Genomic DNA, 12,498 nt, shown 5'->3' on the forward strand with positions numbered 1-12,498 from the left:
TCCAGCGCCAACCACGTGCGTTGCAGAGACGTCTGGGAGACTAGGTGATCACTCGAAGGCGTCAGGCTCCATATCCAACCAAAAGGCGAAGATTGCTGTCGCATTCAGGCCTGATCGCCAACCATGCGCCCGGAAGTGCTCTCGATCCAGATCGTTGTTCAATCCGGCAAGGAACAGCCGTTTGTCTGCATCTCGCTGTGTGGGGTTTCGCCGCGAAACCAGATCCTCGACGATCGCCAATTTGCGGGAACGCTCCGCTCGTTCTGACGCCCGCGCCTCGTAAGCCTGATCTTCCTGGGCCTTTTCAACCTCTCGTTCACGGGCGGCTTCGACCGCCTCGGGACTGGGCTCGGGTGCGGTTTCATTCTCCGGCGCTCTGTAGTCATCCCGCAACGCAGCTGAGAGATATCCGAGTGTTGACTTAATACCCCCCTGCCCGCTGACGTAGTCGAGCTTTTGCTGAACATAGTCTTCACCATGTTCAGCTATCCATTGCCGCGCCAACCTATCCGACACCCCCTGCTCGCGCAGCGTTTTGTATATCTTCAGGTTCCGAACGCCGTCACCATCGTCAATCTCGAACATCGCCTTCTGCGGGTTGCCTTTGATCAGGAACCGAATGTCGGTAACGGTGCGCCCCTTCTTCTTGAACTCCGGTTCAATTAGAATGTCCGAGCTTTTGTTCACCTCAGCAACAGCAGGTTTGATGATCTTGGCGTTGAGATGTTTGAAACTGCCATAGTAGTCGCTTCCATCCACGCCCATCAGTTTTCGAAAAACATCCAGCGCCCACCATCCCGTCGATCCGGTACGCACAAATCGGTAGCAGTTTTCGTACAATGCCAAGCCGTGTCCGGAACTGAAGTTTCGCTGGATTTGAACATTTATCAGCGCGTAGATCTTCGGATCGTAAAGTTTCTGTGCAAGCGCAGGGGAATACGCATACTCGCAAACTCCGGCCTTGAGTTTTGCGAAACTAAGCAACGACGAGACGCCCCATTCCTGACGGCCCTGTTCGTCCAGCATATCCCATTCTGCTACGGTCTCGGCCAGAGCCCTAAGGCTGGCGCGTAGCGTGTCAAAGTCGTTCGAATTGTATCCAACCATCATCGCCAAAGTCCGAGCGTCGATGGTGTGGGTTTGTGCGGACGTTAGCGCGTCATATGCATTCAACAGAAGGACATTGGATAACTTGCGCTGCAATAGTGTCAGCTTGCCGCTAATGTGAATTGCAGCAACGTTCTTCTTCACTGTTTCCCGGCGCAATGCGCCAGAAAGCTGATCCATGTCCAATTGTGTATCCGGCATGATTCTGCCTGGCTGCTCGTTTTGACATTTCTGCCACGAAAGGTACCCGTTGATCAATCTTAATTGGGTGCCCAAATACAGGATCACATGAATCCCGTAGACAGGTACCTTATTCCGAAAGTGCTCGACTTATCCCCAGGCAACTGGTCGTGGGGGTTCGGAGACCGGCTGTTACGCAGGAGCACAACCTCCAAAAGAGACAAGATTAGGGTCTGATTGGTGCAGATTCTTAACAACCTGAGAATCGGGGCCCTTCTTCCCGGATTCTGGCCCCTAGCCTCCCGTAGATGGGCACCTTTTATCCTGTAGATGGGTGCTCCAGGCACTGAAAACAGGTGCCATACTAGGCGCAAATAATTGTTAAATAAAGATATTAACGTCCTAAAGACTCTAAAGTCTCTAAAGTAAATAAACTATTTGTTGCGTCCTTTTCTTCGATTTTGGGAAGTTTCGCCACGAAACCGGTCTAAGCGTACACCTACTGTGGAAAAACTTGAGAACAAGGATAGCCGCCGGACCAAATGTTCGCTACATTCCGCAATATACGCCGACAAGGCGAACATTACCCGAGGCATCGACAGTGAATAAATCCAACCAACCCCCGCTACCGCCATATCTGAATCTGGATCCGGAAATGGCGGCGACAAAGTTACCCGATCCTATCGGCACTTCGCGATTCGCAAAAGCAGCGACGTTCTGTGCAAAGGGCCGAGAGGACCTGGCGCGCAGAGGCTACGCTCCGGATGGAGAAAAGCGTTTGCGGCGATTTTCAATCTGGGAGATCACCAAATATCTCATCCCTGTTGCACCCGCCCATCTTCGCCGTGTCCTCAAGGCAAATCCCGATCTTCCTCAGGGTGAGGGAGAGGCCGGCTCCAAGTGGTTCACCTTGGAAGAAGTGCTCACCCTACGAAAGCACTTTGCGGCAGAGGGTGTCAGCACGAAGGAATATCTTCCTTATCGCCCTGATGGTTTACCGGCTAAGGTTGTCGCTGTTGCGAACTTCAAGGGCGGCGTCGGCAAGACCTCAACAGCGGCCCATCTGGCTATGTCGGCGGCTTTGGACGGCTATAAGGTTCTGGTCATCGACTTGGACAGCCAGGGATCAATGACTTCGATCCTCGGAGGGCAGGTTGCCGATGAATGGCAAACGGTGTTTCCGTTGGTTGCAAAGGACTATGCCAAGGCCGTCCAGGAAGAAAACCGGGTACGCTCAGCCTCAGGTCAGCCAGAGATCCCGCTAGACGAAACCCTGCAGGAGGCATTGACCACCCTGCCCCGCAACGTCATTCAAAAAACGCACTGGCCCAATATCGATCTGATCGGTGCGCAGCTGAACCTGTATTGGGCCGAGTTTCAGATCCCGGTTTGGCGCATGGGATTACGTAGTTGGCCCTTGTGGGATGGGTTGACCAATTTTCTTCAGGACGAAGGTATTCTGAACGACTACGACGTTGTGTTCCTCGATACTCCTCCTGCACTTGGGTACCTAACGATCAACGCTCTGGCTGCGGCGGATATTTTGTTGGTTCCTCTGGGCGCTTCATTTCTGGAATTTGATTCCACAGGCCGCTTCTTCGATATGCTCTACACCACGTTTGCCAGTATTGAAGATGGCGAGAACTCGGCGCAACGCGCGGCGGGTTTACCGGAGTTAAAGTTCGAATGGGATGTAGTACGGGCCATCATCACGCGGTTCGACGCCAGCCAGCAGACAGATATGGCCAACGTCATTCAGGCCTATTTTGGTGATTTTATGAACGCATACCGGCAGGACTATACGGCCTTGGTCGGGCAGGCGGGTGAACAAGTGAACGGCATTTACGAGGCGGACTATCGCGACTTCAACCGAGAAACTTATGTGAGGGGCCGAGAGACATTCGACCGGACCTACGCAGAATTCAAAGAGGTTCTGATCGGATGTTGGTGGCGCGATGCTCAGATGGGAGGAGAAGCAGATGGCTAAACGCAGAAGACTGACCGCCCCGGATACGGCGGAATTGGAACAGCTCGAGGCGGGTTTCGCGGCGAAACCATCGATCAGCCCGTTTGAGACAAAGACGACAACACCACCGATAGCCCAGGTCGCAGCCGAAGCCGCGTCGCTGAACGGTATGGTGGCGGTTACGGATCGCGTGGCGTTGGCCCAGGATCAGGGGGACGCCGCGCGCTGGCGCGATGCCGAGAACGCAGGGCTTGTCGCGCAAAACCTGCCTTTGGATCAAATTGATGCCGACTTCATCCGGCGCGACCGTATGGTCGAAGACGAAGAGGCCATGGCCGAGCTTCTGGAATCCCTGCGTGTTCACGGTTTGCGAACGCCCATCGAAGTCACGCCCGACGGTGACGGTTTTGGCCTTATCTCCGGCTATCGTCGATTGGACGCATTTCGGCGGCTGTCAGAAACAGACCCCAGGTTTTCCCAGATACCAGCTTTTGTTCGGCAGGCTGGGACGGGGCAGGGGGCTTACGTTTCGATGGTCGAAGAGAATGAGCTTCGATCAAATCTCAGCCCCTACGAACGAGGCCGTATCGCGGTTCTTGCTGCGGGGCAGGGAGTCTTCGACACGACTGAGGCTGCTGTGGATGTTTTGTTTGCCGCTGCATCCAAAGCCAAGCGGTCAAAGGTACGCAGCTTTGCGGTTGTTCATGAGGCGCTAGGCGATCTTCTAAAGCACCCAATTGCTCTGACGGAAAAGGCAGGCCTTAAGCTTGCATCCGCCCTCCGCGATGGGGCGCAATCAAAACTTCGTCAAACTCTTGCGTCAGCAGAAGTGTCGGATGCAAAAGAAGAGTGGTCGTTGTTGGAAGCGGCTCTGAAAGATACGCCTGAACCGACCGAAACAAAGGCGCGCGGAGGACGGCCACAAGAAGTTCAGCGATTGGCTCCGCAGATTTTGCCGGGAGGCGGAGAGATTTTGGCAGAGGTGTCATCTGGCGAAATGCGGATTCGCATCAAGGGGCGTGAACTGAGGCCCAAAGACGCGGAGCAACTGATCGAAAAAATCTCAAGTTATCTGGGTTAGTTTCGTCACGAAACCCACAGCGCCTGACGAGCCATGCGGTTCATCGATATCAATGTGGGCGCTGAAAGCTTGAAACGCTGCTTTAACCACACGCCAGAGTAAGTTAAGCGACTACCCTGTCGTGCGCAAAATGCGCAAATAATGATCATTAAATGATTGAGGTGACTTTAAGAGAGGGCTGCACCCAGAGTTCCCTGGCAACCATTATTAGTGGCGCAGGTTTTTTGGGGGATTTTGTTGCGAAGTTTCTTGCTGTCCGAAGAGGTTACGTTGGATCTGCGGGTTAAGCAGCCAGTTCCGCAAATTGACGAAATGGGCAGGGTCCAGACGTGAGTTGACCTTTGCGGATCAGTTTCACGCCTCGACACCTGTAAGAGTTGCCGAAGCTGAAGCGAAAGACTTGAGGCCGAGCATCGGGCGGGTTCGTCTTTTGATGAAACGGTGTTCTTACTCGACGATATCGTTCAAGTATCTCCGCCTCACCATCTCAATTCGGATCGGGCAGCCAAAGCCTTTGAGCATTTTGTTGATAGCTTTGATGCTGGAGGTGTTAGCACCGCTCTTGTCGGTCACATTCTTCCTCGGCAATCCATTTGTCTCTAAAATCCGGGTGAAGAACTTGGTCGCTGCAGGTTTGTTTCGGCGTGGTGAAAGCGTAAAATCAAGCGTCTTGCAGTGTTTGTCGACGCCTCGGTAGAGATAGACCCATGCGCCAGGAGTGATCACACGGTCCTTTGCGCCTTCGCGCTGCTTCCACAATGGAGCGAAAGTACCGTGTTACCCGTGGGTTCAGCGTGGTCTGATCGACCGAAACACCTCGCTCTGCCATTATCTCTTCCAGATCGCGGTAGGAAACGCCGTGTCGAACATAGAGGAACACTGCGAATAGGATCACATCTTTTGGATATTGTGCACCTTTGAAGGAAATCATGAGCTGGCTTTCGACTTGATACGACCGACAGTCATTCACTCGCTAATTCCGAAAGCGTTAATGGCCGAAAGTTTGGAATAGAACCCTGCCAAGTCGTCCGCACATGAATTGAACATAGCGAAACAGGGGGACCGTTTGGGGAGCTTTTTTGCTAAGTCATTGGAGGGGCTGGACGAGGGGGTCAATGCCAGCCCCTCAACAAGGGGTACACAGAGTGGTGTTTGTGCTCCGTTAACTGACGTCTAGCACCCGGTGGTGATACGTGTAATTGGGGGAACCCCTTAGTGTGTCAAATTTCTGCGAAACGATTGGTTTCCGAAAAAGAAACGGTGAGTTTCGCAAGGAATCATGGACACAATTTTGCCGCAATGCGATACGTTCTGTGTGGGTGGCACGTCTTGATTTTAGTACGTACAGTTTTTCAACTGGTTTTCGAGGGGGTTGTGAGTGCGGCGTGTCGCCCCGCGTTTCTCTAGCTCCATCAGCAAAATTGTTTGAATGGTTGCCGCAACGTCAAGCAAATTGGGCGTCTCTCTTCAGAAAACAGACACAATTCTAACCCGCGCATTGTGTATTGGGAAGAAGCGACGCGTCTTGAAATGAGGTTTACGATTTCAACGAGGGGGTACGAGTTTGGCGCGTCGCACCTCTTCAATCAGCCACTTGCAGTATCGCGGTAATGCTGGCACTCGGTTTCAAGGTGTGAATGGCGGGCTTGTCGGCATCTCAGAAATTGCAAACCTTGCTGATGAGTGTCTGCTACCTACTGCCAAGCGAGATGCTCACAGAGAACAGCAGTGGCGAGTCCACAGTGATCATTCGTAGCTGTGCAGCGTGCAATTTCTCAGACGAATTCCAAATGCGGACTGGCAACAACTGCTTCCTGAGTTTTTTACTTGGGTTTATGGGTCAAATGTTCTAAGGAGGCCTCATAGTCTATAGGAGAGCCTGCTATGAACACTCGTTTCATCAGCGGCTTTGCCCTGACGCTTGCAGCAACCGTGACATTTCTCACGCCAGCAACATCCGCAAAGGCCGAAGCCGTAACCCTAACCGACATTGCTGGTCGTCAAGTGACGCTTGACGAGCATCCCGACAAAATCATTCTTGGCGAAGGCCGGATGATGTATGCGATTGCGGCGATCACAGACGGCAACCCGTTCGATCAGATTGTCGGCTGGAAAGACGATCTGGTTCAGTATGACCCGGATGCGTTTCGCAAATTCGAAGACGTTTTCCCGATAGATACGCAGCGGATGATCAATTTTGGCAACCCATATGCCGGCGACTTCAGCATTGAGGCTGTGCTCGAAGCAGATGCTGATCTTGTTCTACTTGACAGCGGCAACCTCTTCAAAGCGGAAGAAACTGGACTGATTGATAAGCTGGACAAGGCTGGTGTGCCTGTTGTGTTCATCGATTTTCGCCGCAATGCAACCGAAAATACAGTGCCCTCGCTGTTGATCCTCGGACGCATCTTGGGCGAGGAAAAAGGCGCGGCCAAGTTTATCGATTTCTACATTTCTGAGATGAAAAAAGTCACTAATGTAGTCGATCAAATCCCGGCCGAGGAGCACCCATTAGTGGTCCTTGAGAACGCAGCAGGTTGGCAACCAGACTTCTGTTGCTGGTCTTTTGGGCCTTATAACTATGGCCGCTTCGTGGAATTGGCAGGTGGCAAGAACTATGCCTCAACGCTGGAGAATGCCTACTCTGTAAGCGTGTCCATGGAAGGGGTAATCGATGCCGACCCTGATCATGTGATCGGTACAGGGGCCAACTGGGCTGAAGCCAAACCAGAAGTGACTTCTACATTGCTTGGGTATGAAGGGGATCCGGCGGTGAATGCCGAGAAGATCGCCGCCCTTGCGGCACGTCCGGGCTTTGCTGAATTGCGAGCGGTCAAAGATGGAAATTACCACTCAATCTACCATCAATTCTACAATTCTCCATATCACTTCGTGGCTATTCAGCAGATCGCCAAGTGGCTCTATCCAGAGGATTTCGAGAACCTCGATCCACAAGAGACGTTCGAAAGGCTGCATGACGAGTTCATGCCTTATGAAGCATCCGGCCAGTTCTGGCTGAGCGCTGACAAATAAGAAAAGAGGATCCGCCGTACTTTGGACGGCGGGTCATTCGCGAATGACAGATATCTCCAATTCTCCAAGCGTTGACACAATTGTCGGCGGATATCGCAAACGCGCGGTCTTGCGCGTCGCGCTCGTCGCGGCGGCTGCCTTGATCTTGTTTACAACGGTCGTGATAGATGTAGTTACCGGCCCGGCTGATCTGAGTTTCTGGCGCGTTGCCCATGTGATCTTCGATCCTTCTGTGGCGACAGCGAAAGAAGAGGTCATCATTTGGGATCTGCGATTGCCCATTGCGATGATGGCCATCGTGGTTGGTGCCATGCTGGGTGTTTCAGGTGCCGAGCTTCAGACGATCCTGAACAACCCGTTGGCCGAGCCCTTCACTTTGGGCCTTTCGATGGCAGCAAGCTTCGGTGCTGCGGTTGCCATCGTACTGGGCTGGTCTGTCCTGCCCGGTGTTGGCGCTTTGTTTGTGACGGTGAACGCGTTTTTCTTTGCAATGGCCGCCTCGCTTTTGCTGTTTTTTGTCCCGCGCCTGCGCGGCGCAGACCCCGAGACGATGATCCTTATGGGCATCGCAATGATGTTCACCTTCAACGCTTTACTAGCGTTTCTTCAATATGGTGCGTCCGAGTTGCAACTTGCGCAGCTTATCTTCTGGCAATTGGGCTCACTGGCTCGCGCAACATGGCCCAAGGTCGCCATCTGCGTAGTGATCCTAGCCGTCGTCCTTCCCTATTTCCTGAGCCGCTCGTGGGCTTTGACGGCCGTGCGGATGGGGGAAGACAAGGCCGCGGCCCTCGGCGTCAATGTCAACGCGCTTCGTCTGATGGTGCTTGCCGGCGTGTCGCTGTTGTCAGCGGTTGCCGTGTCATTTGTCGGCGCAATCGCCTTTGTCGGACTGGTCGCGCCACATATCGCACGCATGATTGTTGGTGAAGATCAGCGTGGGTTCTTGCCCCTGTCCGCGCTCGCTGGTGCTTTGATCCTGTCCGGTACGTCGATTGCGTCCAAGGCTATCACCCCGGGCATCGTGTATCCGATAGGCATGATCACGTCGCTGATCGGTATTCCCTTCTTCGTGAGCCTGATCCTCAGCCAACGCAAAAGGCATTGGCAATGATGCTAGAAGCCAGAAATCTGAATTTCGCCTACGGCGCACGGCCGATTTTGAAATGGGCTGGCTTTTCTCCCCTGAAACCGGGCCAGATGACAGCATTGATTGGTCCGAACGCGTCAGGAAAATCCACCTTGTTTCGCGTGATCGCTGGGCTGCTGACAGCAGATGGCTCAGTCACACTTGGTGATACCGATCTGGCAACACTGTCTGCCAAAGCGCGGCTAGCGCGTGTTTGTTTCATGCCACAGTTCTTTGCTGCAAACGCTGCGCTGACAGTTTTTGATGTCGTGATGGTGGCACGCAAGAACCTGAGCGGCTGGCGCGTTACTTCAGAAGACATGGAAGCCGTTGGGCAAGCCTTGCACGACGCTCAAATTGGCCATCTTGCCGAGGCATATATCAGCGAGTTGTCTGGTGGGCAGGCGCAGATGGTCTCAGTCGCCCAAGCGTTGATCCGAGACTCCGAAGTCTATCTCTTTGACGAGCCGACCTCGGCGCTCGACCTGAAACATCAGCTGCGGGTGCTGAGCCAGATTCGAGAAGCCATTGCCAAGCGCAACGCCATATCCGCAACGTGAGCGCGTCGGATCGGGTGGCGACGTTTGCTTTCCTGCCCTATCTGGCTTGGGTGGCCTTTGCATCCACCCTGAACTTATCGATTTCGATACTGAACTGAGGCCGAGGACGCCTTCTTGCGCAACCAAACTTGTTCATCTGGACCGCAGCACGAAGAGATCTACGTCGTCCCACATCATCCAATCAGGACGCGAGGATACAACAATTGCAAGTCGTCTGGTTCAAACGCGACTTACGTGTGCAAGATCATCGGGCGCTTGCTCGTGCCGCGCTGCAGGGGCACGCATTGCCGATCTACGTCGTCGAACCAGAGCTTTGGCAACAACCGGATGCATCCGCCCGGCACTGGGGCTTTGTTTCAGAAACACTTGGTGAGTTAAGAGCTGATCTTGCCCAGCTTGGGCAACCTTTGATCGTGCGTATTGGGCCTGTTGTCGACGTTCTTGACGACTTGAGACAGAGCGGATTTCTGCAAGCGCTTTGGTCTCATGAAGAGACTGGAAACGATTGGACATATCAGCGCGATCTGCAAGTCGCCGCTTGGTGTCGCGAACAGGGGGTGCCTTGGACCCAGGTGCAAAACCACGGCGTTTTGCGCAGGCTTGGTTCGCGGGATGGATGGGCTGCGCGTTGGGACAGCATCATGGCTGAACCTATAAGCCAGGCGCCAGTTTTGCAGCCTATCAATCTGGAACCCAGGCATATCCCAACAGCACGAGATCTTGAGCTTTCCCACGATCCTTGCCCGCATCGTCAGCCTGGCGGCAGACGGGCAGGGTTGGAGCGCCTTTCGAGTTTTCTGAACGATCGTGGGGAACGCTACCAGCGTGCAATGTCCAGCCCCGAAGAAGGCGCACAGGCGTGTTCACGGCTGTCTCCGTACCTTGCGTGGGGTGCCGTTTCGATGCGTGAAGTGGCACAAGCCTGCGACAGGCGTCGCAGGACGCTGCCCCGCGGGGCACAAAACTGGCAAAGGTCTTTAAGCTCGTTTTCCGGTCGGCTGCACTGGCATTGCCACTTTATCCAAAAGCTCGAAGACGACCCTCGGATCGAGTTCGAGAATTTGCATAGGCTGTATGACGGCCTGCGCCCCAAGACCCCGAGCGCAGAGCTTTTGCACGCCTGGAGCGACGGCGCAACAGGGTATCCGTTTGTCGATGCCTGCATGCGGTCTCTGCGCGCGACGGGATGGCTCAATTTTCGGATGCGGGCTATGGTCATGGCCACCGCCAGCTATCACCTGTGGATGGATTGGCGCGCACCGGGGCTGCATCTGGCGCGTATGTTCACCGACTATGAACCCGGCATTCACTGGAGCCAGGTCCAGATGCAATCGGGTACGACGGGTATTAATTCAGTACGTATCTACAACCCTGTCAAACAAGGCTACGATCAGGACCCGAGTGGTACCTTCATCCGAAAGTGGCTGCCGGAACTGGCCAGCATTCCCGACCAGTACATCCATGAACCCTGGAAGGCCGAGGCGGTATCAGGCGTGATCGACCGTCACTATCCAACCCGTCTTTTCGACCATCTCGCCGCAGCGAAAGCCGCGCGCGAAAGTGTTTGGGCAGTGCGCCGGGCCCCCGAATTCCGCGCAGAAGCGCTGGCGATCGTGGCCAAACACGCAAGCCGCAAGACTTCGCGTCCAAAGCGAGTACGGAGGTCGATCAAAACACCTTCGGCTCAATTGAGCCTTCCTTTCGGAGATGCCCCATGAAAATGCGTAGAAAATCCCAACTGCTGCAGAAAACCTGCTCTACGTGCGGGCGCCCCTTCGCGTGGCGCAAGAAGTGGGCGAAGGTTTGGGATGAGGTGCGCTATTGCTCGGATCGGTGCCGGCGGCGCTCATGAGTGGTATGTCTCCTGGCCAGTCTTCGAAAAACGAAGGCCTTAGTCGGCCTGATGTTTAAGTGAACGTGCGAGCCTAACCATGCCCTCAGCCACAATCCTACTGCCCAATCAGCTTTTCGCCGAGCATCCTGGTTTGGCAGAACCTCCGGACCGGGTGGCTTTGTTTGAGGACCCGCTTTTTTTTGGCGATGCGCAATATCCGATGCGTATGCACAGACAAAAGCTCTGGCTCCATCGCGCTAGCATGGCGCGATACCATCAGGATTTGATCGCCAAGGGCATCAATGCCGAGATTTATCCCTATGAAATGCGGAAGGATGCGTGCCTGCGTATGTTTCGGCTGCTCGCCAACGACGGGATTGAAAGCGTGGTGATGGCAGACCCTGTTGATTTCATCGCGCAAAGGCGGTTGGAAAAGGCCGCGAGCGTTGTGGGCGTTACGTTAGACATACGCCCATCCCCCGGCTTTCTGAACGCGCGTGCCGATAACACAGCATGGATGAGGGGTCGAAAACGGTGGTTCATGGCCGAATTCTACAAAAGCCAACGCCGCCGTCTGGATGTGTTGATGAATGATGACCAACCGGTTGGTGGCCGGTGGAGCTTTGACGAGGACAACCGCAAAAAGGTTCCCAAAGCTTTGCTAAACAGCCTACCTTGGGTTGATTGGCCAATGCCAGACGCGATTGACCGCGCGGCACAAGAGCAAGTACGCGAAGAGTTCCCAGACGCGTTGGGAGCGCTGGACGAGTTTTATTACCCGACGTCTCACAAAGCGGCTGGGGAGTGGTTGCAGCAATTCCTGGAACGGCGTTTTGATCGTTTCGGCGATTTTGAGGATGCCATCGTCGAAGGGGAAAGCTGGCTTTGGCACGCTGTTCTGACACCCGCCCTGAATGTCGGCCTGCTGACGCCAAAGCAAGTAATTGCAGAGACACTTTCGTATGCGCAGGACCGAGATATCCCTCTCAACTCGGTCGAAGGCTTTGTCCGCCAGATCATTGGCTGGCGCGAGTTCATGCGTGCGACATATGAAGACCTCGGCGTACAGATGCGCACCTCCAATCACTGGAGTCACCGCCGCAGAATGCCGGCATCTTTCTATTCCGGCAGAACCGGTATCGACCCGATCGACGACACGATCCGACGTATTTTGAAAACCGGTTATTGCCACCATATCGAGCGCCTGATGGTCTTGGGTGGCTTCATGTTTCTTTGCGAGATTGACCCGGAAGAGGTCTATCGCTGGTTCATGGAGATGTTCGTGGACAGCTATGATTGGGTCATGGTCCCCAACGTCTATGCCATGAGCCAACATGCCGACGGCGGGCTTATCACCACTAAACCCTATTTTTCCGGCTCAAATTACGTCCGGAAGATGAGCCATTGGGGTAATGGGCCTTGGGCGGAGGTCTGGGACGGGTTGTATTGGCGATTTATCTTTAAGCACCAGAATGACCTTGCCCGAAACCCGCGCTGGTCAATGATGTGCAGGACAGCTGCGCGGATGGACCCGGGTACAAAAGAGAAGCACCTGAATGCGGCCAACGCGTTTTTGGGTCAGTAGCTCTGAAGCTTGCTTTGCGCCCA

10 protein-coding genes and 1 pseudogene are annotated in these 12,498 nt (G+C 54.3%); 9 read left to right on the forward strand and 2 right to left on the reverse strand.

From position 1 onward, the window contains the following. Window positions 1-48: 48 nt before the first annotated feature. The gene (locus Q1B13_RS19070; RefSeq protein ID WP_299083038.1) at window positions 49-1,308 is read right to left on the reverse strand and encodes a replication initiation protein; all 1,260 of its coding nucleotides are present in this window, start codon (window positions 1,306-1,308) and stop codon (window positions 49-51) included. Between the two features lie 634 nt (window positions 1,309-1,942). On the opposite strand from Q1B13_RS19070, the gene Q1B13_RS19075 reads away from it, so the two are divergent. Then, on the forward strand, window positions 1,943-3,274 hold the full coding sequence (locus Q1B13_RS19075) for an AAA family ATPase (protein ID WP_299083168.1): 1,332 nt from the start codon (window positions 1,943-1,945) through the stop codon (window positions 3,272-3,274). Then, window positions 3,267-4,334: a ParB/RepB/Spo0J family partition protein gene (locus Q1B13_RS19080; RefSeq protein ID WP_299083040.1), complete on the forward strand. Its 1,068-nt coding sequence runs from the start codon at window positions 3,267-3,269 to the stop codon at window positions 4,332-4,334. Before Q1B13_RS19075 ends, Q1B13_RS19080 begins: the two co-directional genes overlap by 8 nt. Before the next feature lie 283 nt (window positions 4,335-4,617). On the opposite strand, the pseudogene Q1B13_RS19085 reads toward Q1B13_RS19080, so the two are convergent. Continuing rightward, window positions 4,618-5,265: pseudogene (locus tag Q1B13_RS19085) on the reverse strand (IS6 family transposase). Between the two features lie 953 nt (window positions 5,266-6,218). On the opposite strand from Q1B13_RS19085, the gene Q1B13_RS19090 reads away from it, so the two are divergent. From Q1B13_RS19090 to Q1B13_RS19120, 7 genes are all read left to right on the forward strand, one after another. After that, window positions 6,219-7,367: an ABC transporter substrate-binding protein gene (locus Q1B13_RS19090; protein ID WP_299083042.1), complete on the forward strand. Its 1,149-nt coding sequence runs from the start codon at window positions 6,219-6,221 to the stop codon at window positions 7,365-7,367. Between the two features lie 43 nt (window positions 7,368-7,410). Further along, window positions 7,411-8,481: an iron ABC transporter permease gene (locus Q1B13_RS19095; RefSeq protein ID WP_299083044.1), complete on the forward strand. Its 1,071-nt coding sequence runs from the start codon at window positions 7,411-7,413 to the stop codon at window positions 8,479-8,481. Then, window positions 8,481-9,056, forward strand: coding sequence for an ABC transporter ATP-binding protein (locus Q1B13_RS19100; protein WP_299800272.1), 576 nt, complete (start codon window positions 8,481-8,483; stop codon window positions 9,054-9,056). Before Q1B13_RS19095 ends, Q1B13_RS19100 begins: the two co-directional genes overlap by 1 nt. Before the next feature lie 14 nt (window positions 9,057-9,070). After that, on the forward strand, window positions 9,071-9,154 hold the full coding sequence (locus Q1B13_RS19105; protein ID WP_299083170.1) for a hypothetical protein: 84 nt from the start codon (window positions 9,071-9,073) through the stop codon (window positions 9,152-9,154). Window positions 9,155-9,259: 105 nt separating this feature from the next. After that, complete coding sequence (locus Q1B13_RS19110) at window positions 9,260-10,774, forward strand: FAD-binding domain-containing protein (protein WP_299083047.1); 1,515 nt, start codon at window positions 9,260-9,262, stop codon at window positions 10,772-10,774. Between the two features lie 2 nt (window positions 10,775-10,776). Beyond that, entirely contained in the window at window positions 10,777-10,908 is a 132-nt protein-coding gene (locus tag Q1B13_RS19115; RefSeq protein WP_299083172.1) for a DUF2256 domain-containing protein, read from the forward strand. A 79-nt stretch (window positions 10,909-10,987) separates the two neighbouring features. After that, entirely contained in the window at window positions 10,988-12,475 is a 1,488-nt protein-coding gene (locus Q1B13_RS19120) for a cryptochrome/photolyase family protein (protein WP_299083049.1), read from the forward strand. Window positions 12,476-12,498: the final 23 nt, after the last annotated feature.

The sequence above is a fragment of the uncultured Ruegeria sp. genome (genome assembly GCF_947489545.1).
Lineage (GTDB): Bacteria > Pseudomonadota > Alphaproteobacteria > Rhodobacterales > Rhodobacteraceae > Ruegeria.

What these genes read in the sequence shown, in the direction of transcription:
- Q1B13_RS19070 (WP_299083038.1), bottom strand. Translation starts at nt 1,308, where the DNA reads ATGCCGGATACACAATTGGACATGGATCAGCTTTCTGGCGCATTGCGC.
- Q1B13_RS19075 (WP_299083168.1), top strand. Translation starts at nt 1,943, where the DNA reads ATGGCGGCGACAAAGTTACCCGATCCTATCGGCACTTCGCGATTCGCA.
- Q1B13_RS19080 (WP_299083040.1), top strand. Translation starts at nt 3,267, where the DNA reads ATGGCTAAACGCAGAAGACTGACCGCCCCGGATACGGCGGAATTGGAA.
- Q1B13_RS19090 (WP_299083042.1), top strand. Translation starts at nt 6,219, where the DNA reads ATGAACACTCGTTTCATCAGCGGCTTTGCCCTGACGCTTGCAGCAACC.
- Q1B13_RS19095 (WP_299083044.1), top strand. Translation starts at nt 7,411, where the DNA reads ATGACAGATATCTCCAATTCTCCAAGCGTTGACACAATTGTCGGCGGA.
- Q1B13_RS19100 (WP_299800272.1), top strand. Translation starts at nt 8,481, where the DNA reads ATGCTAGAAGCCAGAAATCTGAATTTCGCCTACGGCGCACGGCCGATT.
- Q1B13_RS19115 (WP_299083172.1), top strand. Translation starts at nt 10,777, where the DNA reads ATGCGTAGAAAATCCCAACTGCTGCAGAAAACCTGCTCTACGTGCGGG.
- Q1B13_RS19120 (WP_299083049.1), top strand. Translation starts at nt 10,988, where the DNA reads ATGCCCTCAGCCACAATCCTACTGCCCAATCAGCTTTTCGCCGAGCAT.